The following is a 26,205-nucleotide window of genomic DNA, read 5'->3' as shown; positions in this document are numbered from 1 at the left end:
GCGGATTAAATCTGCTTAATCTACTGCATCTTATGTTCTACCACACTATCGCTATCGTCATCACTATGAAGCGTGTTCACCTCTTCATCAGCTCTGTTTGCCTCTTCTTTAATTGCGAAAAGCTGATCTTTTATATCTTTCATTTTTTCAATGACTGGACTATTCGAAATAGTAAAAACCGGCTCCAACCTAACAACAGCACAAATTGCATTAATAAATCCCTTAAATCCAGAAGTAATCGCTATTTCTTTTGACTGCTCCAACGTATCGTTTAAAAGTGATGCTATCTTATCCTGATAAGCTTCATCACTGCTCCCATTAGATTTGATGATGGCCAGTACTTCTCGGCTTAAACTATCGCAGAGCGATTGTAATACCTCTTTCTCATCGTTTGAGAGAGAAGGATCAGCGATACACTCATTTTTAATATAATCCAGTTGTGCTTTTTTTTGGAGATGGTCATGAATCTCATTATTTTCCATTTGAGTTAACAAGGAAGTGACATATTGTTCTTCACTTTTTAACAGCAAGATTGATTTGTTTTCAAAAGCTCCTTTTTCGTCTAATGTATTTTTGCATGCACCTACTGTTTGTAATAAAACACTTAATAATAGCTTTTCTTCTGAAGAATCAGTTAAAGATTTTTTAGCCTCCATCAGGACAATGAGTTTCTTTAGTTCATCGCGAGTAGAATTCCCTGGAATAATAAAGCCTTTGGGTTCATCCTGAGGTTCTTTTAGAGCCTCCAGACGCGTAAGTTGCTCTTCGATCTTTGCGCGTCCTTCATATCTTAATGCCAATTCATCCTTATTTTGTTGTAACATCTCACGATACCCTGTCTTATCGATCTTTCCCTTTACGAATAAGTCTTTTAATCCAGTTTCTATTTCATAGTGAGTGTTCTCAATGATAACCTCATTAACTTCTTTTAATTTATTGAGATCATCAATAGCTGACTGAACCGCCTGAGTTACTTCTTGAGAGGATACTATTTCTAAAAAAGCCATGATAGTTATCAAAAATCAAATCCGTATTGTATAAATATAGAACATAAAAAGGCGGATGATTGTTGTCTTACCTCAAATAATTACAATGAATGGTCAACAGACTTTATTGATAGCTCAACCAGAAACAGTTCTTAAGAAAAGGACTATTCATGTTCCTACCCAGTTTTACAGAACGTTTTACTACGGCCTCGATTATCACTAGTCAAATGAAAAAAATTCTCACATTAGGCGAGATTAAGCCTAAACTTGAATTAATAGACCGAATTTATATAGATCTCCCTAATGCAAAAAATCCCATTGACATAATATGAGCGAGCTAGTGTATGGTGAAACAAATACTGTTAATCGCGTGTGTTATTTTTGGATGCGTACTTTTATTAATGTATGTTTTTCAGAGGAATTTAATTTACTTTCCTGATAGACACATACCCAATTTAAAAAAATTCCATGCTCAGGACATGGTTTTAGTCACGATACATACAGCAGATAATCTGAAATTAAAATCTTGGTATAAACCAGCAGATAAGAATCAACCAACGATACTGTATTTACATGGAAACGCAGGTCATATTGGTTATAGAATGCCCCTTGCTCGCCAATTTCTTGATTCAGGTATAGGCCTGCTTTTATTGGAATACCGTGGTTATGGCGGCAATATTGGAAGTCCGACTGAACAGGGGTTTTATAAGGATGGGGAAGCCGCGGTACATTATTTATTAAAACAAGGGATCGCTCCCCAAAAAATCGTTTTGTTTGGTGAGTCTTTAGGTACCGGGGTAGCCACTAAAATAGCAAATCAACATCAATTTTGCGCTATTATTCTCCAATCGCCGTTTACTTCTCTTGTAAATCTGTCTCGATACCATTATCCATGGTTATTCATTAGTCCCTGGGATAAATACAACTCATTAAAACGCATCACAAAAATTAATGCCCCATTGCTTGTTTTACACGGAACCAGAGATCAGATTGTACCTTATTCTGAAGGTTTAAAACTTTTTAATGAAGCGCTTGAGCCTAAAAAAATGCATACGCTTCAGGGCTATGATCATAATAATTTATGGAGCAGTCCGGGTTTTTCACAGGAAATAATTCACTTTATATACGAGTATTGTCACTAATCAATTGAGTTAACTGAGTGAACTACAATCGCTGTGCCTTATTACAGCTTCTTCTGTTCGTCCCGAATGATGGCTAAACAGGCAACGTACCTGATTTTTTTTCAAACACTACTGCATTTTAAATGGTTCACAGATTGTTCCATTCCCTCTCCCCAATCCTCTCCCACGAATAACATCATCATAATGCTCAAATTCCTAGCGTGGGAGAGAGAGTTGATCGAAGTAAAATCAAAAATAGGTGAGCTATTTAAAATGCAGTAGTGTATGAAAAAAATCTGAGACGATGCCAAAATAATTTATTTTTCTACACATTGATTGTCTGTAATAAACCACTTCGATATAGTCTTTAAAGGGAATGAATGAAACTCACACCAGCGTTGAATGATATGACGATCTAATTCCAATGGAACTCCGTGAACCCCATCCGTCATTTTATTTTGCAGAAGCATTAAGGAGGCATAGTTATGAATATAAAACTCGGGATCAATGTATTTCATGGGCGTTGGATCTTTGAGAATAAAATTCACCGGTTGTTTCTTATTCAATACGTCCTCAGCCCTAAATTGCTCTCCATATTCGTCATAAATCCCCATATTGGCTAATATTTTTCCTGAAAACCATTCAAGAGGATAATCATTCAAAATAGACTTTTTCCCTGTGGCTGTAACGATAATATCTGCAGAGAGTACCGCTTCTTTCAATGCCATGATGTGAGTCGGATCTATCGCATGAATACCCAAGTCATAAGCCGCTTCTCGTTGGTTGGCATCCAGGTCTACGACAGCTACTGATGCGTTATTTTGGACACAAAAATAGGCCAATCCCCTGCCAATTTTTCCAAACCCAAAAATTAACCAGGCTTGTTCCGCTGGATTAATTTTCTTTTCTTGAGCAATGGCCAAATTAATGCTTTCCGCACATCCAAACACGGTTTCAAGTTGTTTTGTTAGAGTAGGATCGATACTGATTACAGGAAAATCAAGAGACTGGCAGCGATAAAATTGATCGCCTGATCCCGTTAACTCTATAGCGCCTATATTGGGTTTTCCCAAGGCTTGATAAAGCTCGGCCCCACAATCAAAATAAAGATCAAAATGCTCTCCTCGCAAGCTATTAATATCGTCTGCATATCGAACTCCTGCTAAACCCAAAGAAGAAACAACATCCTTATCGGCAGACATGAATGAGGAAGGATTAGTCACTGTAACTTCAGCACCAGCAGCGAGCAAACACCCTATTTTCAATACCGTATTAGAGACAACAGGGACATGATTAACCACTTTCAATCCCTTCAAAGGGCGGGTTGATTCCCACAATCCAAGTTGTTCGTGCATGAAAGGAGCTATTATTGGTGGATATTCAAGAAAATATTTTGCGAGTTCGGGGTGCATATGATTAAGAATAATATAAGAAAAATTGTCTTATAGTAATTAATTCATCCGTCCCATACAACAGAATAAAATATCAATAAGCCAATTTATCTAAGTGAAATTGAAACAGACTCATTCGATCCATGTCGCCGCTCTTGAATCGCTTTAAAGCGATTTTTTTTACAATTCGCAAAAAACTTGTTCCGTCTTTGTTCTAAACATTCCTCATAAGTGGGTCTATGTTTAATACTCTTTCGCTTATTCATCTCATGTTCTAATGAAATATATGGAACAAAAATTTTTCGAGCAGTTTCAGCCACGGGTACTGGTTTAGACCCACCCAGGCTCCATTGTTTACCCTGTTCATCTACAGTGGTTATAGAACCATTATAATAATTAATAATCCCTACAGTTCCGAGCACATTAGCCTGGAATTGCTCTGCAATGCTCTTATTCTTTTGATAATTTCCACAACAATAAAGATGCGTACTGATAATTTGAGTTGAGTAGTATAAAAAATCATGATTAAAACGTTCAGCAACAGTCTGGATGTCAATAAAATCTGCTTTTGAAAAATCGACATGATTACCAACAAACATAAAGTTGATTTCGTCACATCCATGAGCGCAGATGAACACTTCGAACGTAACGTCCTCTGGAGCAATACCTGCATGTTCATTAAAATACACTATTTTTATTGGACTATTGTAATTTTTCAGGTGATTTTCTTTCCAAATATTAACCAGATTAGTTAAATCACCAGCTTTTTCACGAGAGAAGGGAACGTACAATATCTTCATATATAAAACAATAAAGCAATACAAAATGCATATTTTATATACAATTACTTAACGTAATATTAAATTATCCCCAAGAGTGATTAACCCACGACAAAATCCTCACCTACACCTGGTATTCTTGTCCATTCACAAACGGCGCCATGATAACTTATAGCCGTAATATCCGGTTGCGCAGGACCCTTTGCAGTAATAACAAAAACGCAAGCTCTGGATTCAAAAGATGGCTCCTGTCTTACGGCAGTCAGCGTATAAGCGATGTCAAAATCGGCGTCTCTGGAAAAACCAAAACCATAGATAAAAGTGGATTCTGGACTCAGTATCGCACTATGAATTGAATTGCACACTGAATCAGAAAAAGAACCCTCCTGACTTATCGTTTGCAAAGTAATGTTCCATTGTCCTTCTTTGGAGTTCACATTATGCCAGGTATGAATACCGTTACAGTAAGGCGATGCGCCTGTTTGCCCTGCAAATAGAACCATAAGTGAAACGAGTATCTTTTTCATCCCTAATTCCCTAATAAAAAGTTTCATATGATGTTCAAGACGAACACTATAAGTCCAAAATAATGTTCAATGCAATGTATGTTTACCGCATTGCTAATTTCTGCAGACAAGCACTGAGAGTGCTTCGGGAAATAAGGTGACCTCTCAACAGCCTCTGGGAACGTCATCCCGACTGCAAGGAAGGAGCTCATATCTGCATGTGGAGATCCTTCACTGTGTTCAGGATGACGTATAAAAGTTCAGGATGGCGAATAAAAATGAGGAGCCACCAATTTAAATCATTCGACGCATTAAGATATCGATTCAAAATGATCCGACAAGTCTCCCACAAATTCCGGATGATTCACCAAATCCAGTTGCATTACAGGACTTCCCTTTCTTAAATCGAAATGTTCCAACCGTACCTTAATCAGATTGTGATTCAGTTTCGATTGAAAGTAATACACTCGATGAGTCAAATCTGCAATAGTGTGCCAGTACGTCCTGGCGTCAAATGGATTTTCTGAACTGGGTGTACTAAATGGTTGAGCCGAATTGTTAAGTACACTAATTATTTCGGCCAACTCTTCATTAACCGATGAAGCCTTTGGCAGCTTATTTGTAAAATAGGACGCCCTGACAAATCGATCAGGAGAGCGGCTGCTTCCCGGTAAAGGAAGGTCTCCACCAAACACTTTGTAATTTTTTAGATTAAGCAATTGCTTATCAAAAACAGGATCATTTGCCGCAATAGCGTAATCACGGCTATGATAAATGTGGAGCTGTCCGTCGACGTATTCAAGTATCGCGGAATCTCCGGACGCATCATCCAAAATCAAATGTACGGTAACCCATTTTTTAGCTTCCGGATGAAAAAATGGAACGATCTGAAATCGAGTGGATCTACTAAACTGCACTGCTTCTTTAACTGTTTTAAAATTATCCAGATAATATTGTATCCATGTTGTCACAGACAAACCCGGCAGGGACTGATCACGCAGACCATAATCAGCGGCGTTTAACCAGAGAAGATGAGCAGCTAAACCCCGTTCATTAAAACCGTCACTGGTCAAACCATCGTAAGCGGTAGCTACGATACTGCCATGTTTCGAAGTCCACTGTATCTCATTGCTTCGAGCATCGCCAACATGCGCTTGCCCTCGTGGATAAACAACCAGATTTGTTCGAGGATCTTCCATCCAATCCATGCTTCGACCAACCATGGTGGCATTATTTTCGTCTACTTTGAGTAACCGCGTACATGCTATTGATGGCTCACTGAATAGATTAAGAAGAAGAATGAAACAAAACAGATATTGGGTCAGTTGGAACGAATAGTTGGTCATGAATATCTTCCTTGTGTTAGTTAGTATATTTTTCCATAAACAACATAACTTTTATTCAACACCAAAATGATATTAACTGATATCAACCCATATGACTATGGGCTATTTTCGTTTTTTCCCGACTTTAACCATTTTCACTGTTTTAATCGTATTATCACTGACTCTTAATATTTCGATGCGGTAATTCTCTATGGTTAAACAAGACTCAGAGGGAGGGATATACCCCAAGTATTCGATAATTAAACCACTTAGAGTTCGTGGACCTATCAAAGGCAAAGTCCAACTCATCATTCGGTTTAAATGTCTCAGAGTTAAACTGGCATCTACGATGATTGTTCCATCATCCTGAGGAATTATATCGCGGCTAAGTGCTGCAATATCGGTGGTAAATTCCCCAACGATTTCTTCAAGGATATCTTCCATGGTAACCAAACCCAGGATATCGCCATACTCATCGACAACAAAACAACTTCTTCTTTTCATTTTTCTGAAATTTAAAATTTGTACATTTAACGGAGTCGCTTCAGGGATAAAATAAGGCGCATCTGCTGTATTTAATAAACTATTAAGATCCAATTTATCTTCTAAAGCCAGATTCAATACATTTCTCGCATGGATCATACCCACTAGATTATCTATGGATCCGCGATAAATGGGTAATCGAGTATGTTGCGCCGTTTCTAACTGTTCCAATAATTGCAACCAAGGTTGATCCAAATCAATACCGACTATATCAGCCTTTGGCACCATAATGTCTTCAACAGTTGCTTGTTCGAGATCTAATAAACTAATTAACATACTCTTATGTTCTACAGGCAATAATCCACCGGCTTCATGGACTACTGAACGTAACTCCTCACCAGTTAACGCTTCTTTTTGAATTCGGTTTATTGAGATTCCAAAAATACGTAAAATTCCATTTGAAAAAAAACTGATAACCTGCACTAATGGGGCAAAAATCCACTGTAAGATATATAAAGGAAGTGAAGAAGAAAAGGCGACTTGTTGAGGATATATTGCGGCTAATGTTTTCGGCGTCATTTCCGAAAAAACCAATATGATAAGTGTGAGAAGAATGGTAGCAACAGCTACCCCAGCATCGCCATAATAACGCTGCCCAATAAGAGTGGCAATTGTCGATGCGACGATGTTAGCTAAAGTATTGCCAATCAATACCACACTCAATAACTTATCTGGTCTGGCCAGCATTTGATTGACTCGTATGGCCTGTTTATTTTTCTTCTTAACCAGATGCCTCAATTTATATCGGTTTATGGACATCATCCCTATCTCGGAACCAGAAAAAAAAGCAGACAGAATAATCAATGAAACCAGCATGATTAATAAAGAAGATATATGGAGTTGCACTTGGTTTCCTTAAGCTATAGCGCTGATATAAGAAATCTCGTAATGAATCGTAAGGTTATTTTAGGCGATTTGCAGGTATTGTCCAAGGAATATAAACAAACGAGACTGAAAAGCTGGTTAGTAGGTTAGCACTGCTGATAGAACCGGTAAGTAATTAAAAATGAATCGCTGTATTGATATAAGTTAACCGATACACGTCAATTATTGATGAAACACAAAGAGCGTTTCACTAACAGAACGCAACACCAATACTGGATCTACTGATTAACGTATTTTGATTTTTCATCGACTAAAGTCCAAACAGGTTGAGCTTCGAGCACCAGAACGAAACATACACGGAGTTTGTTTGTATCAAAATGCAAAAAATCAACCTGTTTTGTCCAGGTTATAGGAAGAGCGGCTTGACCTTATTTTTTTGCCTGATTAAAACGAGCTACACTTGACATAATTTCCTCTCGAGCAGCCTCAGGTCCAGCCCATCCATCGATTTTAACCCATTTACCTTCTTCCAAATCTTTATAGTGATTGAAAAAATGTTCCAATGATAATAACAAATGCTTTGGTAAATCGTTATAGGTCTCTATGGATTGATACATTTTACTGAGCTTTGTTGTTGGCACTGCCAGTAATTTAGCATCAACGCCTGATTCGTCAGTCATCTTTAACATTCCCACAACGCGACAAGGAATTACCGCTCCACTGATTAATGGAACCGGAGTCACTACCAGAACGTCTACAGGATCACCGTCTTCGGAAAGAGTATTCGGAATATATCCGTAATTTGTAGGATAAAACATGGCTGTAGACATAAATCGATCTACAAAGAGCGCCCCGGTTTCTTTATCCACTTCATATTTTACAGGTTCACCGTGCATAGGAATTTCGATAATTACGTTAATTTCATTTGGCACATCACGGCCACTTTTAATCTCCATTAAACTCATTTATGCACCCTTATACTAAGAAAAACCGCTATTATGCGAAAAATCGTACCAAAAGGCAAAGACAAGCTGTCGCAATCTAATAAAGGAAATGTATAATATCATTTTCAACCTATTTGACTGAATACCTATGAATTGCTTGTTTTGCAAAATTGCTCAGGGAGATATTCCGGCTACAGTTGTATTTGAAGACAATGAGATTATGGCTTTTAGGGATATTAGACCACAAGCACCAACTCATATACTAGTGATACCCAAACGACATATTGCAACAATCAATGATACCAGCGATCAAGACGAGCAACTTTTGGGAAGAATGATATTAACGGCAAAAAAATTAGCCGAGAGTGAAGGATTGAGCGAGATAGGTTACCGATTAGTATTTAATATAAATTCTGGTGGCGGGCAGGAGGTTTACCACATTCATTTACATTTACTGGGCGGACGTCAAATGACTTGGCCGCCAGGTTAGGAGTTCTTGCTATGGAACAACTGTATAAAAAACTGCTAGAAGAAGTTGGTGAGGATATAAAACGAGAAGGATTAGTAGATACTCCTGCGCGTGCAGCTAATGCTATGCGTTATTTGACCAAGGGCTATACTGAAAGCCTGGACGACATCATTAATGGAGCGCTATTTGATTCTGATATGAATGAAATGGTCATCGTAAAAGATATTGAACTCTACTCGTTGTGTGAACATCATTTATTACCGTTCATAGGCAAATGTCATGTTGGTTATCTACCCAATGGAAAAGTCATTGGTTTATCCAAAATAGCCCGTATTGTTGACTTTTATGCGCGACGATTACAAATTCAAGAACGGATGACGGGTGAAATAGCTCGGTGTGTTGAAAATATCACTGGAGCACGTGGAGTAGCTGTAGTTGTAGAAGCAAAACATCTTTGTATGATGATGCGAGGTGTAGAGAAACAAAACTCAGTAATGACCACATCTGTAATGCTGGGTGAAATGCGCCAAAATTCAAACAGTCGTCTGGAATTTTTAAATCTTGTCCGATAATGTTCATATTAAACTTATAAATTAGCACAAGCGTATCTCACACTAGATTCTACCGACAGATTCAGTTTAATACGTTACATCGATACATCGTCATATCCCAATAAAAAAGCCCGAAACACTCATGTTGCGGGCTTTTTATTTATGAAATAAATCAATTCAATCATTGACTGCTTATGTTTCAAACAAGGGAGTCCCTATCGCCCCGCTACTTCAATCTGAAGCGATAGGTAGTGATCACTCTTCTTCTGAATTACCGTTTACATCCACTACCTCATCCTGCTCTTCTGCAACAACAGGAGCAGCAGCTGCTTCGGTTTTAGATTCAGTTTGTGGCTTGTCTTTCCATTCCAGTTTTACACGACCTTGTTTATCAACTCCCGCAACAAAAACTTCGATATCCTGTCCTTCTTTAAGAACATCTTCAACTTTTTGTGACCTGTCATTGCATATCTGAGAAATGTGCAATAAACCGTCCTTTCCAGGAAGCAGATTGATAAAAGCACCAAAATCAACGATTTTACTCACTTTACCTTGGTAGGTTTGTCCAACTTCTACTTCAGCGATTAACGCTTTAATTTGGCGTTGTGCCTCTTCTAAGGCCATCATATCAGGTGAAAACAGCTGTACTACGCCGCTGTCATCGATATCAATAGAGACACCTGTACTTTCAATCAAGCCTTTAATAGTAGCGCCGCCTTTACCTATAATGGTACGAATTTTATCTTCAGCTACTTTCATAGTAGTAATTCTTGGGGCATGTTGTGACAATTCATCTCGATGTTCGGACAGGGCATTATTCATTACACCCAGGATATGAGTACGTCCTGCAAGTGCCTGTTCCAGGGCTTGCTCCATAATTTCATTGGTAATTCCGGTAATCTTGATATCCATTTGTAATGCAGTGATACCATTTTCAGTTCCAGCCACTTTAAAGTCCATGTCACCCAAGTGATCTTCATCACCTAATATATCGGTTAAAACAGCAAAACGATCGCCTTCTTTGATTAAGCCCATTGCCACGCCAGCAACTGGGGCTTTTAAAGGAACACCTGCATCCATTAATGCCAGACTGGTACCACAAACTGTAGCCATAGAACTGGAACCATTAGATTCAGTAATTTCAGATACGATACGCAATACATAAGGAAAATCTGCAGATTCAGGCAATACAGCCATTAAAGCACGTTTAGCCAGACGGCCATGACCAATTTCACGACGCTTCGGACTACCGACTTGACCTGTTTCACCCACAGAGTATGGAGGGAAATTATAATGCAGCATAAATCGGTCTCTGGTTTCACCAGTGATGCCATCAAGTATTTGCGCATCACGATCATTACCTAACGTAGCAACAACAATCGCCTGAGTCTCGCCACGGGTAAATAAACAAGAGCCATGAGTACGATCAAGGAATTTCGTGCGGATAGAAATAGGTCGAACCGTTTTATGATCACGACCATCAATTCGAGGCTCACCATCAAGGATACGATTACGGACGATAGTTCGTTCCAATTCACCAAACATCTCTTCTATAACATCAGCCGATAGTTCATCATTACCCACCATCAATGCAGCAACGGTTTGTTCTTTAAGTTCAGCGAGGCGTTGATATCGTTGTTGTTTATCTCTTAACAGATATGCCGCTTCTACTTCATGTCTGGCAACATCGGCAACACGTGCCTGTAATACAGTATCAATTTCTGCAGGTTTCCAATCCCAACGAGCTTTACCCGCTTCTCCGGCCAGTTCTTCAATCGCTTTGATAACGCTTTTCATCATTTCATGGCCGTACATGATTGCGCCACGCATAATGTCTTCACTTAATTCCTTAGCTTCTGACTCAACCATAAGTATGGCGTCTTTAGTTCCCGCAACAACCAGGTCAAGTTGAGATTGCTCAAGAGTTTTTCTGCTTGGATTTAATAAATAAATACCGTCTTTATAACCTACTCGTGCGGCACCAATTGGCCCATTAAAAGGAACGCCTGATAATGCAAGAGCTGCAGAAGCACCAATCATAGCAATAATATCAGAAGAGACATCTGGATTCAGGGAAAGAACTGTAGCAATAATCTGTATTTCGTTACGGAAATTATCCGGAAATAAAGGACGAATTGGCCGGTCAATTAAGCGTGATATTAATGTTTCATTGTCACTAGGTCTGCCTTCTCGTTTTTGGAAACCACCAGGAATTTTTCCAACTGCATAGAACTTTTCCTGATAATTTACTGTCAGAGGAAAAAATCCGTTATTTTCAGCACCTTCTTTTTTCCCAACTACAGTAACCAATACTTGCGTACCATTCATGCTTGCTAAAACAGCACCATCAGCTTGCCGTGCTACTTCACCAGTTTCCAATACCAAGGTATGTTCACCAAATGCTATCTCTTTTGTAATTTTAGCCACGTAATGTTCCCCATTAAGTAATAATAACGAAAAAAAAGGCGCAGAAAACTGCGCCTTTTTAAACGATTGTATTTATTTGATATGTCTCAAATGAGACAAAAATCTTATCAATCAATAAGAATCTCTCAATCCCAAACTTTGTATTAATGTTTGATAGCGAGATTGATCATTGCGCTTCAAATATTTTAAAAGTTTACGGCGCTTATTAACCAACTCTTGCAGTCCACGTCGGGAATGAAAATCTTTTTTATTTTCTTTAAAATGGTCAGTCAAATATTTGATTCTGCCAGTAATTAAAGAAACCTGTACTTCAGGCGAACCAGTATCTTTATCGGCACGCTTGTATTGATTAACAATTTCTGCTTTTTCCGCGCTGTTTAGCGACATTATACACTCCTGGAACTGCTAAGTATTCATTTAAAGGCGGACATTCTACCAAGGCAAGCAAAACGAAACAAGTGTTAGAAATTAATTTGTGCAAATAATTTCAAGTTTATTCCAAAACATGCAACAATTAATGTTCTAATTGAACTCATGATGGAAATGAAAGTAATCGTTTAGCTTTTATATCACCATTAGCAAGTTGCTCACCCAAACCTATAAATTGCGCTCGCTCATCATAAAGACGTACGCAATCCACCCTATCAACATCCATTTTATTCACTATAACTCTGCCTTGACGAATAATAATGACTTCATCATCAGAAAGAGTTATTGACTTCAAATAATCAATCGCCGTATCCATGGGGATCAAGCAATCATGTTGCTCCTTTGGAGACATAGCCTGTAAATCATCTATAGAATACATGGGCATGTTTTGAAACCCGGAGGTATAAAGCCTGTGCAAGCGGGTTACATGTGCCCCCACCTTTAGACTGTCTCCAATATCTTCAACAAGATTTCGTATATAAGTCCCTTTACTGCAATGAACTGTTAATGAAAACTGTGTCCCATTAAAACTGTTTAATTGCAGTTGGTTAATTATAATATCTCGTGGTTGACGCTCTATTTCTATCCCTTCTCGTGCAAATCGATACAAGGGAGTTCCTTTATGTTTTAATGCGGAAAACATTGAAGGAATCTGTCGAATAGCCCCTGTATACTGCAACAAAATTGTTGATAACTGCCCTTCAGTTATACAAAAGTCATCTACTTGAGCAACCACTTGCCCCATAGAATCCGATGTATTGGTCTTGATTCCTAATAATCCGGTAGTTTCATAACACTTATCTGCATCAAGCAAATATTGGCATATTTTGGTTGCTTCACCAAAACAGATGGGCAACATACCCGTTGCCAGCGGATCCAGACTACCCGTATGACCGGCTTTTTTGGCTCCAAACAGTCGTTTCACTTTCTGAAGAGCACTATTCGATGTAATTCCTTCGGGCTTATTTAATAAGAAAATTCCATTTATTGATGTCGAAGTATCAGTTGCTTTCATCATCATCTGAAGCAGGAGGATTAACTTCATCAATTAAACGGCTTAATCGTTCGCCATATTCTATTGACTCATCATAAATGAAATGGAGTTGTGGAACAGTGCGTAGAGTAATACTTCGTGCCAATGCGCTGCGTAAATAGCTGGCTGCGGCATTCAAAATGCTGGTCGCAAGTTCTTTATCTACATCAAAAATAGTAAAATAGACTTTGGCATGTCCCAAATCAGCAGCAACCTTAACTGCCGAAATGGTAACAAAACCGTTTAAGCGCGGATCTCTAACTTCCTGGGGAATTATCTGAGCCAATTTTCGCTGGATCATTTCAGCAATTCTATCAGTACGTTTAAAATTATTACTCATTATTATAGATCACGCTTAATTTCAACTGTTTCATACACTTCAATAAGATCACCAGGCTTCACATCATTGTAGTTTTTCACACCAATTCCGCATTCAAAACCTTGACGTACCTCAACAACATCATCTTTAAAACGTCTGAGAGACTCAAGAGTTCCTTCATAGATCACAACGTTTGACCTTAGTACACGAATTGGATTATTTCGTTTGATAGAACCTTCAGTGACCATACAACCAGCAATTGCGCCAATTTTAGGTGATTTAAATACATCTCTAACTTCAGCGATACCAATGATTTCCTCTTTAAATTGAGGAGCTAACATACCGGTTAAAGCACCCTTGATTTGGTCAACAATGTCATAAATGACACTATAATAGTGAAGTGCAACAGACTCTTGCTCAGCTAACCGTTTGGCACTGGCATCCGCTCTGACGTTAAAACCAATTAGAATTGCATTTGAAGCAATAGCCAAATGGACATCAGACTCTGTTATTCCACCCACACCATTGGAAATAACTTCTACTTTTACTTCATCATTAGATAATTTAACCAGGGCATCAGAGATAGCTTCTATAGAACCCTGTACATCGGCTTTTAACACTATATTTAAAACTTTGGATTCAGTTGCAGTCATGTTTTCCATAATGCCTTCTATCGAAGATTTTTGACGTCGAGCCAATTTAACATCACGGAATTTGCCTTGACGGAATAGGGCAACTTCTCGAGCCTTTTTCTCATCAGGAACTACAACGGCCTCATCTCCAGCATGCGGAATTGCTGACAATCCTAAAACCTCGACAGGGATGGAAGGACCAGCGCTGTCAACCATATCGCCATTATCGCCAACCAAAGCACGAACACGACCATATTGGAAACCTGCTAATAGAATATCACCTTTATGTAGAGTACCACTTTGAACCAATACCGTCGCTACAGGGCCTCGTCCTTTATCAAGGCGGGATTCGATAACAACACCCTTAGCGGCACCATCTGTTAATGCAGTAAGCTCAAGGACTTCTGATTGTAATAGAATTGCGTCAAGCAAATCGTCAACGCCCATACCTGTTTTTGCGGAAATATTAACAAACATGGTTTCACCACCCCATGCTTCAGGTATTACTTCATGCACTGCCAGTTCATTCATTACTTTTTCAGGATCTGCATCTGGCTTATCCATTTTATTGATAGCAACAATAATTGGGACTTTAGCTGCTTTGGCATGTTGTATTGCCTCAATAGTCTGTGGTTTCGCACCATCATCTGCAGCGACTATCAAAACAACGATATCTGTTGCCTGAGCCCCGCGAGCTCGCATTGCAGTAAATGCAGCATGTCCAGGGGTATCCAAAAAGGTAACATCACCTTTAGGAGTACTGACATGATATGCGCCAATATGCTGCGTAATACCACCAGCTTCTCCAGCAGCAACTTTTGTACGTCGAATATAGTCAAGTAAAGAAGTTTTACCGTGGTCAACATGCCCCATAATCGTTACGACTGGCGCTCTGGATTCAGTGGTACTTCCTTTGGATATTGCTTCACCCAAACCTACTTCAATAGCATCTTCTTTAATGACTACTGCTTTATGACCCATTTCCTCTACTACGATAACTGCAGTTTCCTGGTCAATTACCTGGTTAATGGTTGCCATTGCACCCAGGGTCATCATGACTTTAATTACTTCAGCGACTTTAACTGACATACGTTTGGCCAGTTCTCCTACAGTAATAGTCTCTGGAATCAGCACGTCTCGAATCATAGGTGTGGTGGGGAGAGCAAATCCATGAGTTAAAGATTCTTCAGCTTCTCTGTATTTTTCAGACTTTTCAGAACCCTTACGCTTTTTAAATTTGTTTCGTCCGCCTCGTCGATGCGCGTCTTGTTCATCATCTTCACGATCGAAAGTCTGGTATTTTGGTTTTTTCTTCGCTTTTTTGAACTCAGCAGACTCTGACTCTGGATTAGCCAGCTCAGCATGTTTCTTTTTGCCTGGTTTTTCTAATTTAGGCTCTTCCTTTTTAGCAGCTATAGGTGCTACCTCAGGGATTTTGTCCAAATCAAGAACTTCAGCAGCAAATTGCTCCAAAGGATCGATAGATTCTGGTAACGACTCTGTTACGGCTTCAGTCACAGTATCAGACAGCTCTGTTTGAGTTTCTGCAACAGGCTCATTGGACTCAACAGATTCTTCGTTATCAGCTATTGGGTGTTCAGCAGGCTCTGCACTAATGAGCTGCTCGACTTCAGATGCATGAACTTCAGGTTCCTGAACTGATTCTTCAACTTCTGGCTGCTCTACAATGCTGCTGCGTTTTACAAAAGTCTTCTTTTTGCGAACTTCAATGTTCACGGTCTTTCCACTGTGAGCATCATGGCCAACAGTAACTTGGGTTAAACTTTTACGTCTTAAGGTTATTCTTTCAGGTGCAGCACTGGTATCACGCGCAGAACTACCCTTTAAATGATTGAGTAAAATTCGCTTTTGATCTTCATTCACAGTTTGTTGATCATCGTTAAAAGATAACCCTGCTTCCTGTAACTGGTTCAATAAGCGTTCAACCGGAATACCAACGACTTGAGCTAATTGTTTAACCGTCACATCCGCCATATTTTAATCCCCTTTCAGCAGTTCTAATATAACTGCAAATATTCTAATACTTCTCGCACCAAATTGGTGTATTTATTTTCCAAAAGCCATGTATTTATTGAAACCATGGTTCTCTGGCTTTCATAATTAATGCACCAGCCTGATCTTCGCTGATGCCTTCAATTTCTAACAGTTCATCTACTGATTGCTCCGCAAGATCTTCCATCGAAGTAATGCCTTTACTTGCCAATTTGTTCGCCAATTCTTCCGTCATACCATCCATAGAGAGTAGTGAATCATCAGGAGATCCTGCAAGACCTTTACCCGAAACAAGAGCCATAGTAAGTAACGTATCGTTCGCTCTGTTTCTTAATTCTTCTACTATTTCCTCATCAAACTCTTCAATGGCCAATAATTCATCTTTAGGTACATAGGCCACTTCTTCGAGAGAAGAAAATCCATGTGCTACCAGAAGTGCTGCAATTTCATCATCTATTTCCAAAGCAGAAGTAAAGAGTTTTACAATTTTACTGGATTCTTCTTGATTTTTATTTTCAAACTCATCAGTAGTCATGACATTTAAAGTCCAACCGGTCAATTGACTGGCTAACCGGACATTTTGGCCATTTCGTCCAATTGCTTGTGACAATTGATCTTTTTCAACTGCCAAATCCATAGTATGACTGTCTTCATCGACAACTATTGAAGATATATCAGCTGGTGCCATCGCATTTATTACAAGCTGGGCTGGATTATCATCCCATAAAATAATATCAACGCGTTCTCCGCCTAACTCACTGGATACGGCCTGAACACGAGCACCACGCATACCTACGCATGCGCCAATCGGATCGATACGACCATCATTTGTTTTAACTGCAATTTTAGCTCGATTTCCAGGATCTCGCGCAGCAGCTTTCACATCAATAATATTCTCACCAATCTCGGGCACTTCAATGCGGAACAATTCGACCAACATTTCATTACGAGTACGACTTACAAATAATTGTGGGCCGCGAGCTTGAGGTGTAATTTCATATAAATAAGCACGAACACGGTCATTGGGTCTAAACATTTCATGAGGTAACATTTCAGATCGTGGCAAAAATGCTTCTGCCTTACCGCCTAAATCAATAATAATATTATCGCGAGTAACTTTCTTTACAGTTCCATAAACCAATTGACCTAATTTACTACGAAATTGGTCAATAACCAGTTCACGCTCAGCTTCTCTTACCTTCTGCATTATGACTTGACGTGCAGTTTGTGCTTCAATTCGTCCGAACTCAATTGAAGGGATTAACTCTTCAATCCGTGTACCAATCGTAGCATTAGGATTACGCTCTTTCGCTTGTTCCAGTGTTAACTGATGATCTGGATATTCTAATTCATTTTCGTCAACAACATCCCAATATCTAAACGTTTCATACTCACCGGTTCGTGGATCCAGCTTAATACGAACGCCTATATCCAATCCAAAGATTTTCCGAGTAGCAGACTCCAATGCGGCCTGAATGGCAAGTATAATAACCTCTTTACTAACGCCTCTTTCGTTTGATAACGCCTCAGCAACTAATAACAATTCTTTGCTCATTGTTCGCCTCTCTAGACTGTCAAATATGCTTTCACAATATTTGAAAAAAGTATTTCATGATGTTCGTTGTTAATATCCAGTACTACTGCACTCTCTGATGAGGAGACAATAGTTCCTAACAACTTGCGTTTCCCATTTACCGGCTTAAATGTTTTCACCTGAACAGGTTGTCCTACATAACGTTGATACTGCCAATCACTGAACAAGGGTCTGGGAATCCCTGGAGATGATATTTCCAAACTATAATTTCCAGGAATAGGATCTTCAACATCAAGCAGCGCACTAATTTGTTTGCTGACTTCCTGGCAATCCTCAATCCCAATGCCATCAGGTTTATCTATATAAATTCTTAATAGTGAATGCTTACCCTGAGAAAGGTATTCACACCCCCAAAGTTCGTATCCCATAGCACTGACTGTTGGTGCCAGTAATTGTACCAGTTCATTTTGCATCATAGTATTTACAAACAAAAAAAGGGCGCACACGCCCAAGTCTGTAAAATGACTTAGATTCGCACAGTACCCTATTAAACATAATAAAAAACCCCATAAATGGGGTTCTAATAAAGTGGTAGCGGGGGCAGGATTTGAACCTACGACCTTCGGGTTATGAGCCCGACGAGCTACCAGGCTGCTCCACCCCGCGTCAACTGAGGCCAAGTATACTGTGACTTGGGTTCCTTAGCAAGTACTTTCGCTAAAGTTAACAAATTAATTAACAAAAGCATTAATACATGCGGCTATCAAGGCACCAGGGAAAATACCCAGATACAGCAAAGATAGGCAATTTAGTGAATATATCACCGTATTTGTCTTGCTGAATGTTACTTTATCTGTATGTACGGGTTGATCAAAATACATGATTTTAACGATGCGCAGATAATAATAAGCGCCTATAACTGTAAACAGTAAACCAAGAATAGCAACCCAGGTTAATTGAACATCTACCAGCGCTTTAAGGACTAACAATTTTGTAAAAAATCCAACTGTTGGAGGAACTCCTGCCATAGAAAACATGACGATTAACATCATAAATGCCAACCATGGATTCCGTTTATTCAATCCTTTTAAATCCTCAATACTATCAATTTCCATTCCCTGCCTCGACATCAATACAACTAAACCAAATGCAGCTGCAGACATTAATGAATAGACAAGGATGTAGTACAAGGCGGCGGAATAACCAGCCGAAGTTGCGGCTAATATACCAAATAATGCGTACCCAACGTGTGAAATAGCAGAATAAGCAAACAAACGTTTAATACTGGTTTGGATTACCGCGAATAAGTTCCCCAAACCAGCGGATAACAATGACATAACCAGAATAATTTGTTGCCATTGAACCGTAATATCTACTAGTCCAATTGTAAGTAGTCTGAATGCCATTCCTAATGCGGCTATTTTAGGTGCTGTACTTATTAATAAAGTAACCGAACTTGGCGCACCCTGATAGACATCAGGTGCCCACATATGAAATGGTACTGCTGCTAATTTAAATCCTACACCGGCCATAATAAAGACAACAGCAAAGGCCAGTATTGTATTTTGATGTTGCCAGTTTGCGGCAACAGCATTAGCAACATCTAATAAATCCAATTTTCCTGTTGCTCCATACACCAATGAAATACCATACAGCAACATTCCGGATGCGATTGCCCCCATAACGAAGTATTTCATAGCAGCTTCAGAGGCATCGCTGTTGGTGCGTCTGATAGCAGTCATGGCATACAGTGGCAATGACATTAATTCAAGTCCAAGATAAATGGTTAACAATGAGTGTGCCGATACCAGAATCATCATACCAAGTGTTGAAAAGAGACCCAAGATATAATAATCACCTGAGGGTATCTTCCTTTCATCTACATAACTTCTAGAATAGATAAAACTTAATAGTACAGTAATGTATATAAATAATTTCATCAGGTGACCTACATCATCACTGATAAACAAGTTATTAAATATCAATAACTTAAAACTGCCTATATATAAAAAACTCACGCAAGCTGATAATATTAATCCGGCGCATGCTATATAAAATGCAATGTCTGAGTGTTTGTGGCGCACAAATAAATCAGCAAGCAAAGCAAGGCATGCGGTGACCAACACGATCAGTTCAGGAAGTGCTACATGGATATTTTCAAGTATTGCTATCATATTGATTAACCTTGCATTGTTACAATTTTGATTTATCAGCTAATGCCAATGTATGACTGACTGTTTGATGGACATATTCCAACATGGGTTTAGGATATACACCCATTGCGATAACCATCAAAGCAAGTAATACATAAGCGCTTAACTCGAAACCCGATAGATCTTTTAACGCAGCAACCTTTTCATTAGCTACGGGACCAAAAATCACTCTTTTATACATCCATAGAGTATAAGCAGCTCCAATAATAAGAGTTGTAGCAGCCCAAAAAGCAACCCAGAATCCTGCTTTTATACTGCCAAGGATAACCATGAATTCGCCAACAAAGCCTGAAGTACCAGGCAATCCGGCATTTGCCATCGCAAAGAGCATGAAAAATGATGCAAAAATTGGCATGGTATTCACAATACCACCGAAATCAGCCAAGCTTCGTGTGTGCATTCGATCATAAATAAATCCTACGCCGGCAAACATTGCACTGGAAACAAAAGCATGAGAGATCATGACTACAATGGCCCCCTCCAATACCAAGCCAGCACTACTTAATCCAGAGCTATTAGCAATGGCAAATATGGCAAAACAACCCAAAGTTACAAAGCCCATATGTGAGATTGACGAATAAGCAATCAGTCGCTTCATATCTTTTTGAATGATGGCAACCAATCCTATATAAACAACGGCTATTAAAGACAGTGCAACCATTAATGTTGCATATTTACTGCAGGCATCCGGTACTATAGGTAAAGAAAACCTGATGAATCCATACGCACCCAGCTTTAAAAGAATTGCTGCAAGAATAACCGATCCACCCGCAGGTGCTTCAGTATGTGCATCAGGCAACCAGGTATGTACAGGGAACATTGGTATTTTGATTGCGAAACCAAGAAAGAATGCAATGAAAATTAATGTTTGTGCTGTCATTGAGAGTTTGATGGCATAAAATGTTTCTATTTTAAATGAACCGGAGATGTAGCCCATATACAAAAAGCTAGCCAGCATTAAAACGGAACCGAGGAACGTATAAAGGAAAAATTTAATCGCTGCATAAACTCGATTTTCGGAACCCCAAATCCCGATGATTAGGTACATAGGGATCAGTGTTGCTTCCCAGAAAATATAAAACAGTATCGAATCCATAGCTGAAAATACGCCAACCAGTAATCCCTGCATAATTAGAAATGCAGACATATACTGCGCTACTCTTTTATTAATGCTGTCCCATGTTGCCAGAATAACGATAAGATTAGTAAAGATACTTAAGACAATTAATAACAAAGATAGGCCATCAATCCCAAGACTGTAGTTAATCCCCAGAGCAGGCATCCATGATATCTCTTCAATGAATTGCATACTGAAAGTTTGAAGATCAAATCCAGAAACCAGAGGCACGCATAGTATCAGACATAATATCACCGTAAAAAGTGATAAATAACGAGCAACATTAGGATTGCTATCGTCGCCAGTAAGGAGAACAAAAACTCCGCCTAATATAGGCAACCAAATTAATAAATTAAGCAAATGATGCATACCTTCACCTTATCTTCACTGTCATTTAGCTAAGAAACCTAATCACGTATGACCTAAGAGATACAATCAGTGTTTCCATTTAGCTGGATAAATATTGTTTTACCGCTATCGAGGTAAACCAACTCTGGATATTAAATCTAATATACCTTCAGTGTTTAACTTCTCTTTAGCCGAGTATCAACCAGCATAGAAAACCTAATAACCCAAATACCATAACTGTTGCGTAATGATATAGATAACCACTTTGAATCGCACGTCCTTTAGCTGAGCACCATCGAACAAAGCGACCACTACCATTTACAACCAGGCCATCAATCAATTTCTGATCGCCAACAGTGTAAAGCAAGCGTCCCAGCCCTTTTGATCCTTTAACAAAAAAGAAGTCATTAAACCGGTCAAATCCATATTTATTAATTAATATGGTGTATATCAAGGATAAATGGCGTGAGAAATACCCTGGAATTGATGGAACAGCTACATAGCAAATCCAGGCAATCAGAGCACCTGCCACTGTTATCCAGAGCGTTAATGAATGAACAGAATGAATGGCACTTTCAAACGGAGAGGTCACTTCTCTTCCCAATTCAGCCAACACATCATGTTCCGGTAAAGTGAATATGGATGAGCTTAATAATGTAGGGTGATCGAATAGCATAGGCATATATAAAATATAACCTAGAATAATAGATGGGATGGCCAATAGAACCAGCGGCAACCAAACAACCCAGGGTGATTCATGAACATGACTCAAGGTATGAGCATCCATCCTTGGCTTTCCATGGAAGGTCATAAAGAGTGATCTAAAAGTATACAGTGCTGTAACCATTGCGCCAACTGTGACACAAAAATAGGCATAGCTACTTCCAGGTATTTGTGAGAGTTGAGCCGCTTCGATAATCGTATCTTTTGAGTAAAAACCGGAAAAAGGAGGGAACGCACAAAGTGCCAAGCTCCCTATTACAAAAGTAACATAGGTAATAGGCATCTTATTCCATAAACCACCCATTTTACGCATATCCTGCTCATGATGCATACCTATGATTACAGAACCAGCTCCCAGGAATAGCAGTGCTTTAAAACACGCATGGGTGAGCAAATGAAACATTCCGGCACTATAAGCGGACACACCCATAGCAACCATCATATAGCCCAATTGAGATAAGGTCGAATAGGCTACAACCCGTTTTATATCATTCATCACCAAAGCCAGAATTCCGGTAAATAAGGCTCCGGTAGCGCCAATGACCAGTATCACACTAAGTGCAGTAGTTGATAGTTCCATCAAAGGAGAAACGCGAGCAACCATAAATACACCGGCAGTAACCATCGTTGCAGCATGGATCAGAGCTGAAATAGGCGTTGGGCCTTCCATCGATTCGGGTAACCAAACATGAAGAGGAACCTGAGCTGATTTACCCATTGCCCCGACATAAAGTAAGATACAAATAACGGTTATTAATGACCAGTTGTGTCCACTGAATAACTGAATATTTTGGCTAGCCAGATAGCTGGCGCTTTTAAACACTGTTTCGTAGTCTAGACTTCCTGTGTAGGCAAAAATAAGTGCTATGCCCAAAACAAAGCCAAAGTCACCTACTCTATTGACCAGAAAAGCTTTAAGACTTCCTTCAAGCGCGGATTCCTTCTGATACCAGAAACCAATCAATAAATAAGATACTAGCCCAACCCCTTCCCAACCAAAGAACAATTGTAAAAAGTTGTTTGACGAAACCAGCATTAACATCATGAATGTAAATAATGAAATGTAGCTAAAAAACCGTTGATAGCCATCATCGTCAGCCATATAACCGATACTGTATATATGGACCAATAAAGAAACAAAATTAACGATTACCAGCATGACCACACTTAAAGGATCAATCAGAAAACCAATATTGAACTCATAGGGCAATAGTAAGCCACCGCTGGCCCAATTATAGAGTACAGTATTCGTTGTTGGGATAAATCCGGAAAAAATCCCCCAAGCTAAATAGATTGATAGTATAAACGAGATAGAAACACCCAGGATTGTGACGCTCTGGGCACCGACTCTACCAATTTGATTACGAAAAAATCCGGCAATAACTGATCCTGCCAGAGGAGCTAAAACAATTATTAGACAAAGTTGTTGTATACTCACAATGTTAACCTTTTAAATGATTCATCTTATCTACGTCTATATTGCCACGATTTCTATACAGCAACATAACTATGGCCAAACCAATCGCTGCTTCTGCGGCAGCTACTGTTAAAATAAAGAAGACAAAAACCTGACCGCCAAGTTCATTGTAATAATGAGAAAATGCAACAAAATTGGTATTAACAGCCAACAACATTAATTCAACGCATACAAGAAGCAAAATGATATTTTTACGATTTAGCATAATGCCAACAAGGCTTAAACCAAATAAAATCGCACCTAATATCAGATAATCAATAACCGGTATCATAAAGAATTCCCCAATTTTATTTCTCTGATTTCATACTGACTAATTTAACTCGATCATTTCTTCGAGTCATAATCTGTTGTGTAATATTTTGTTTTTTAGATCGAACTGTTGATCTATGTACTAATGTTATTGCTGAGACAATAGCCACTAAAAGTAATACAGCGGCCAATTCAAAAGCCAGAAAATAATCAGTATACAATACCAAACCAAGAGCTTCAGTGTTAGATACTTCACTTTGTGGCGTTATGGTATTATCTTGAACCGGAGTACCAATTAATTGAGATCCATCTACTGTTACTTCCTGTTGTATCTGAATATTGGATTTAAAGGAATCTGTTGGTACAGCAACCAGAAGTATACCTACCAATAGTGCAACTATAATTAACCCAAATGGTAAATAGCGCATAAAATGACTTGTCATACTTTCAACATCAATATTAAGCATCATTACTACGAATAAAAACAAGGTCATTACTGCGCCTACATAAACAAGCACCAAAATCAGGGCAAGAAATTCAGCTTGCATTAGTATCCAAAGAACTGAGCTGGCAAAAAAGGTTAATACCAGAAATAATACACAACGCACCGGATTATTCTGGCTGATTACCATTAGTGCAGAACCTACTGCTAGAGCAGCAAAAATATAAAAAATTACTTGCAGTAATAATTCATTCATATATCACCCCGTTATCGGTACTTTTCATCAGCAGTACGATCTGCCGCAAGTTTCGGTTCCATTAAATCACCCAATGCCAATAACTTTTCTTTAGTCATAATGTTCTGGCCACGCTCACTAATGTGATAATGATGAATCGGAGTCACCACAATTGAGTCAACAGGACATGATTCTTCACATAGTCCACAATTGATGCATTTAAACATATCTATGTCATAACGAGTGGTTCGACGGGAACCGTCCTCGCGTTGTTCTGACTCGATAGTAATTGCTAATGCGGGACATACCGCTTCACACAATTTACAGGCTATACATCGTTCTTCGCCATTTGGATAGCGACGCAGTGCCAGTACACCTCTGAATCGAGGTGAGATAGGCGTGAATTCTTCAGGAAACTGAATAGTCGCTTTTTTCTTGAAAAAATATTTCCCTGTTAACTTTAAACCTGATAAAAGTTCCAACAGAAGAAAACTGCGTACATAATGTCTTATATATTGATATGCTTTTTTCATCGGCTTCTCTATTAACCATTAAAACCAAGGTTTGAAGTGAGTAACAACCATTAATGCTGTAACTATGACCCAAACTATGGTGACAGGGATGAGTACTTTCCATCCTAAACGCATGAGCTGATCGTACCGATAACGAGGAAACGTTGCTCTAATCCATAAATAAACAAAAAGGAAGAAACTTATTTTTAATAATAACCAGACAAAACCAGGTACCACATAAAATATTTCATCCAGAAATGAAATTCCTTCAAAAGGTGACATCCATCCACCCATGAATAAAAGAGCCATAACGGTAGAAATTAATATCATGCTGGCGTATTCAGAAAGGAAAAAGATTGCGAATCCAATTCCAGAATATTCCACATGGAATCCGGCAACAATTTCAGACTCACCTTCTGCCAGATCAAATGGAGCTCTATTCGTTTCCGCAATACCCGCTATCCAAAACACTATAAACAAAGGTAAAAGTGGAACAAACCACCAATGCAGAATTCCACCCTTTTGAGAGAGAACGATATCAGTAATATTCATACTGCCTGCAGCCAGCAAAACGCCGACAAAGGCAAAACCCATTGCGATTTCATACGATACGGTTTGCGCAGTACTTCTTAAAGCACCGAACATGGCATATTTTGAATTCGAACCCCATCCGGCAATTAGAACCCCATAAACACCCAGAGAACTCATTGCGAACAGATACAAAACACCGGCATTAATATTTGCCAGGACAATACCTTCCTGAAAGGGTATAACTGCCCAGCCAGCGAGAGAAGGTGCCAGCGCAAAAAGCGGGGCAATAATAAATAAATATTTATTTGATTTCGTTGGAACAATGATTTCTTTGGTAATCAACTTAATCAAGTCTGCAAAGGGCTGTAATAAACCCTTTATTCCGACTCTGTTTGGTCCAATTCGTACTTGAATGTATCCAATAACCTTACGCTCTGCATAAGTCAGATAAGCAACACATAGCAGTAACGGTACTACTATTACCAGTATTTTAATGATGATCCAAATTAATATGCTAATATTTTGAAGCAT

At 39.0% G+C, this 26,205-nt stretch carries 23 protein-coding genes, 1 tRNA gene and 2 pseudogenes; 3 read left to right on the top strand and 23 right to left on the bottom strand.

Annotated features, from left to right (window positions below):
• Positions 1 to 20: 20 nt before the first annotated feature.
• Complete coding sequence (locus IZU94_RS18000; protein ID WP_203113821.1) at positions 21 to 1,007, bottom strand: coiled-coil domain-containing protein; 987 nt, start codon at positions 1,005 to 1,007, stop codon at positions 21 to 23.
• A 323-nt stretch (positions 1,008 to 1,330) separates the two neighbouring features.
• Here IZU94_RS18000 and IZU94_RS17995 point away from each other — a divergent pair, with 323 nt between their 5' ends.
• Positions 1,331 to 2,128, top strand: a complete 798-nt coding sequence (locus IZU94_RS17995; protein WP_203113820.1) for an alpha/beta hydrolase — start codon at positions 1,331 to 1,333, stop codon at positions 2,126 to 2,128.
• Positions 2,129 to 2,424: 296 nt separating this feature from the next.
• Here IZU94_RS17995 and IZU94_RS17990 read toward each other — a convergent pair whose 3' ends face one another.
• The 6 genes from IZU94_RS17990 to ppa all read right to left on the bottom strand — a co-directional run bounded on the left by IZU94_RS17990 (position 2,425) and on the right by ppa (position 8,441).
• Positions 2,425 to 3,519: an NAD-binding protein gene (locus IZU94_RS17990; protein ID WP_203113819.1), complete on the bottom strand. Its 1,095-nt coding sequence runs from the start codon at positions 3,517 to 3,519 to the stop codon at positions 2,425 to 2,427.
• Positions 3,520 to 3,605: 86 nt separating this feature from the next.
• Entirely contained in the window at positions 3,606 to 4,298 is a 693-nt protein-coding gene (locus tag IZU94_RS17985; RefSeq protein WP_203113818.1) for an RNA-binding protein, read from the bottom strand.
• An 80-nt stretch (positions 4,299 to 4,378) separates the two neighbouring features.
• Complete coding sequence (locus IZU94_RS17980) at positions 4,379 to 4,804, bottom strand: hypothetical protein (RefSeq protein WP_203113817.1); 426 nt, start codon at positions 4,802 to 4,804, stop codon at positions 4,379 to 4,381.
• A gap of 290 nt (positions 4,805 to 5,094) precedes the next feature.
• Positions 5,095 to 6,129, bottom strand: coding sequence for a linear amide C-N hydrolase (locus IZU94_RS17975; RefSeq protein WP_203113816.1), 1,035 nt, complete (start codon positions 6,127 to 6,129; stop codon positions 5,095 to 5,097).
• A 102-nt stretch (positions 6,130 to 6,231) separates the two neighbouring features.
• Positions 6,232 to 7,497: an HlyC/CorC family transporter gene (locus IZU94_RS17970; RefSeq protein WP_203113815.1), complete on the bottom strand. Its 1,266-nt coding sequence runs from the start codon at positions 7,495 to 7,497 to the stop codon at positions 6,232 to 6,234.
• A 407-nt stretch (positions 7,498 to 7,904) separates the two neighbouring features.
• Positions 7,905 to 8,441 carry an inorganic diphosphatase gene (ppa, locus tag IZU94_RS17965; protein ID WP_203113814.1) on the bottom strand — a complete coding sequence of 179 codons (537 nt, stop codon included), beginning with the start codon at positions 8,439 to 8,441 and terminating at the stop codon, positions 7,905 to 7,907.
• Between the two features lie 127 nt (positions 8,442 to 8,568).
• Between ppa and IZU94_RS17960 the strand changes: the two genes are divergently transcribed.
• Positions 8,569 to 8,910, top strand: coding sequence for a histidine triad nucleotide-binding protein (locus IZU94_RS17960; RefSeq protein ID WP_203113813.1), 342 nt, complete (start codon positions 8,569 to 8,571; stop codon positions 8,908 to 8,910).
• Positions 8,911 to 8,921: 11 nt separating this feature from the next.
• Complete coding sequence (gene folE / locus IZU94_RS17955; protein WP_203113812.1) at positions 8,922 to 9,461, top strand: GTP cyclohydrolase I FolE; 540 nt, start codon at positions 8,922 to 8,924, stop codon at positions 9,459 to 9,461.
• A gap of 234 nt (positions 9,462 to 9,695) precedes the next feature.
• Here folE and pnp read toward each other — a convergent pair whose 3' ends face one another.
• From pnp to nuoH, 16 genes and pseudogenes are all read right to left on the bottom strand, one after another.
• A complete protein-coding gene (gene pnp, locus IZU94_RS17950) occupies positions 9,696 to 11,867 on the bottom strand; it encodes a polyribonucleotide nucleotidyltransferase (RefSeq protein ID WP_203113811.1) in 2,172 nt (723 codons plus the stop codon).
• A gap of 111 nt (positions 11,868 to 11,978) precedes the next feature.
• Positions 11,979 to 12,254 carry a 30S ribosomal protein S15 gene (rpsO, locus tag IZU94_RS17945; RefSeq protein WP_028382700.1) on the bottom strand — a complete coding sequence of 92 codons (276 nt, stop codon included), beginning with the start codon at positions 12,252 to 12,254 and terminating at the stop codon, positions 11,979 to 11,981.
• A 145-nt stretch (positions 12,255 to 12,399) separates the two neighbouring features.
• A complete protein-coding gene (truB, locus tag IZU94_RS17940; protein WP_203113846.1) occupies positions 12,400 to 13,311 on the bottom strand; it encodes a tRNA pseudouridine(55) synthase TruB in 912 nt (303 codons plus the stop codon).
• Positions 13,298 to 13,669 (bottom strand): 30S ribosome-binding factor RbfA, encoded by a 372-nt coding sequence (gene rbfA / locus IZU94_RS17935; RefSeq protein WP_203113810.1) that lies wholly within the window; start codon positions 13,667 to 13,669, stop codon positions 13,298 to 13,300. Before rbfA ends, truB begins: the two co-directional genes overlap by 14 nt.
• Before the next feature lie 2 nt (positions 13,670 to 13,671).
• Positions 13,672 to 15,690, bottom strand: a pseudogene (infB, locus tag IZU94_RS17930) (translation initiation factor IF-2); the annotation flags it as partial.
• 236 nt (positions 15,691 to 15,926) lie between these two features.
• Positions 15,927 to 16,275, bottom strand: a pseudogene (locus IZU94_RS18535) (translation initiation factor IF-2 associated domain-containing protein); the annotation flags it as partial.
• 94 nt (positions 16,276 to 16,369) lie between these two features.
• On the bottom strand, positions 16,370 to 17,848 hold the full coding sequence (nusA, locus tag IZU94_RS17925; RefSeq protein WP_203113808.1) for a transcription termination factor NusA: 1,479 nt from the start codon (positions 17,846 to 17,848) through the stop codon (positions 16,370 to 16,372).
• An 11-nt stretch (positions 17,849 to 17,859) separates the two neighbouring features.
• Complete coding sequence (rimP, locus tag IZU94_RS17920; protein WP_203113807.1) at positions 17,860 to 18,303, bottom strand: ribosome maturation factor RimP; 444 nt, start codon at positions 18,301 to 18,303, stop codon at positions 17,860 to 17,862.
• Between the two features lie 113 nt (positions 18,304 to 18,416).
• Positions 18,417 to 18,493: transfer RNA gene (locus tag IZU94_RS17915), tRNA-Met, on the bottom strand.
• 65 nt (positions 18,494 to 18,558) lie between these two features.
• Entirely contained in the window at positions 18,559 to 20,001 is a 1,443-nt protein-coding gene (nuoN, locus tag IZU94_RS17910; RefSeq protein ID WP_203113806.1) for an NADH-quinone oxidoreductase subunit NuoN, read from the bottom strand.
• A 19-nt stretch (positions 20,002 to 20,020) separates the two neighbouring features.
• Positions 20,021 to 21,526: a complex I subunit 4 family protein gene (locus IZU94_RS17905; protein WP_203113805.1), complete on the bottom strand. Its 1,506-nt coding sequence runs from the start codon at positions 21,524 to 21,526 to the stop codon at positions 20,021 to 20,023.
• Between the two features lie 166 nt (positions 21,527 to 21,692).
• Positions 21,693 to 23,666 carry an NADH-quinone oxidoreductase subunit L gene (nuoL, locus tag IZU94_RS17900; RefSeq protein WP_203113804.1) on the bottom strand — a complete coding sequence of 658 codons (1,974 nt, stop codon included), beginning with the start codon at positions 23,664 to 23,666 and terminating at the stop codon, positions 21,693 to 21,695.
• 4 nt (positions 23,667 to 23,670) lie between these two features.
• Positions 23,671 to 23,976 (bottom strand): NADH-quinone oxidoreductase subunit NuoK, encoded by a 306-nt coding sequence (gene nuoK, locus IZU94_RS17895; protein WP_058473812.1) that lies wholly within the window; start codon positions 23,974 to 23,976, stop codon positions 23,671 to 23,673.
• Positions 23,977 to 23,992: 16 nt separating this feature from the next.
• Positions 23,993 to 24,652 (bottom strand): NADH-quinone oxidoreductase subunit J, encoded by a 660-nt coding sequence (locus IZU94_RS17890; RefSeq protein WP_203113803.1) that lies wholly within the window; start codon positions 24,650 to 24,652, stop codon positions 23,993 to 23,995.
• A gap of 11 nt (positions 24,653 to 24,663) precedes the next feature.
• On the bottom strand, positions 24,664 to 25,164 hold the full coding sequence (gene nuoI / locus IZU94_RS17885; RefSeq protein WP_058473814.1) for an NADH-quinone oxidoreductase subunit NuoI: 501 nt from the start codon (positions 25,162 to 25,164) through the stop codon (positions 24,664 to 24,666).
• Between the two features lie 18 nt (positions 25,165 to 25,182).
• Positions 25,183 to 26,205: an NADH-quinone oxidoreductase subunit NuoH gene (nuoH, locus tag IZU94_RS17880; protein WP_203113802.1), complete on the bottom strand. Its 1,023-nt coding sequence runs from the start codon at positions 26,203 to 26,205 to the stop codon at positions 25,183 to 25,185.

Origin of the sequence: Legionella bononiensis (assembly GCF_016786215.1) — a bacterium.
Taxonomy (GTDB): domain Bacteria; phylum Pseudomonadota; class Gammaproteobacteria; order Legionellales; family Legionellaceae; genus Legionella; species Legionella bononiensis.
Note: the sequence above shows the minus strand (reverse complement) of the source record. Positions and strands in the feature narration are given on the sequence as shown.

What these genes read in the sequence shown, in the direction of transcription:
- IZU94_RS17890 (WP_203113803.1), bottom strand. Translation starts at nt 24,652, where the DNA reads ATGAATGAATTATTACTGCAAGTAATTTTTTATATTTTTGCTGCTCTA.
- ppa (WP_203113814.1), bottom strand. Translation starts at nt 8,441, where the DNA reads ATGAGTTTAATGGAGATTAAAAGTGGCCGTGATGTGCCAAATGAAATT.
- IZU94_RS17985 (WP_203113818.1), bottom strand. Translation starts at nt 4,298, where the DNA reads ATGAAGATATTGTACGTTCCCTTCTCTCGTGAAAAAGCTGGTGATTTA.
- IZU94_RS18000 (WP_203113821.1), bottom strand. Translation starts at nt 1,007, where the DNA reads ATGGCTTTTTTAGAAATAGTATCCTCTCAAGAAGTAACTCAGGCGGTT.
- truB (WP_203113846.1), bottom strand. Translation starts at nt 13,311, where the DNA reads ATGAAAGCAACTGATACTTCGACATCAATAAATGGAATTTTCTTATTA.
- rbfA (WP_203113810.1), bottom strand. Translation starts at nt 13,669, where the DNA reads ATGAGTAATAATTTTAAACGTACTGATAGAATTGCTGAAATGATCCAG.
- folE (WP_203113812.1), top strand. Translation starts at nt 8,922, where the DNA reads ATGGAACAACTGTATAAAAAACTGCTAGAAGAAGTTGGTGAGGATATA.
- IZU94_RS17960 (WP_203113813.1), top strand. Translation starts at nt 8,569, where the DNA reads ATGAATTGCTTGTTTTGCAAAATTGCTCAGGGAGATATTCCGGCTACA.
- rpsO (WP_028382700.1), bottom strand. Translation starts at nt 12,254, where the DNA reads ATGTCGCTAAACAGCGCGGAAAAAGCAGAAATTGTTAATCAATACAAG.
- nuoN (WP_203113806.1), bottom strand. Translation starts at nt 20,001, where the DNA reads ATGATAGCAATACTTGAAAATATCCATGTAGCACTTCCTGAACTGATC.
- IZU94_RS17905 (WP_203113805.1), bottom strand. Translation starts at nt 21,526, where the DNA reads ATGCATCATTTGCTTAATTTATTAATTTGGTTGCCTATATTAGGCGGA.
- nusA (WP_203113808.1), bottom strand. Translation starts at nt 17,848, where the DNA reads ATGAGCAAAGAATTGTTATTAGTTGCTGAGGCGTTATCAAACGAAAGA.
- IZU94_RS17990 (WP_203113819.1), bottom strand. Translation starts at nt 3,519, where the DNA reads ATGCACCCCGAACTCGCAAAATATTTTCTTGAATATCCACCAATAATA.
- rimP (WP_203113807.1), bottom strand. Translation starts at nt 18,303, where the DNA reads ATGATGCAAAATGAACTGGTACAATTACTGGCACCAACAGTCAGTGCT.
- IZU94_RS17975 (WP_203113816.1), bottom strand. Translation starts at nt 6,129, where the DNA reads ATGACCAACTATTCGTTCCAACTGACCCAATATCTGTTTTGTTTCATT.
- nuoK (WP_058473812.1), bottom strand. Translation starts at nt 23,976, where the DNA reads ATGATACCGGTTATTGATTATCTGATATTAGGTGCGATTTTATTTGGT.
- IZU94_RS17980 (WP_203113817.1), bottom strand. Translation starts at nt 4,804, where the DNA reads ATGAAAAAGATACTCGTTTCACTTATGGTTCTATTTGCAGGGCAAACA.
- nuoH (WP_203113802.1), bottom strand. Translation starts at nt 26,205, where the DNA reads ATGCTTCAAAATATTAGCATATTAATTTGGATCATCATTAAAATACTG.
- nuoI (WP_058473814.1), bottom strand. Translation starts at nt 25,164, where the DNA reads ATGAAAAAAGCATATCAATATATAAGACATTATGTACGCAGTTTTCTT.
- IZU94_RS17995 (WP_203113820.1), top strand. Translation starts at nt 1,331, where the DNA reads ATGGTGAAACAAATACTGTTAATCGCGTGTGTTATTTTTGGATGCGTA.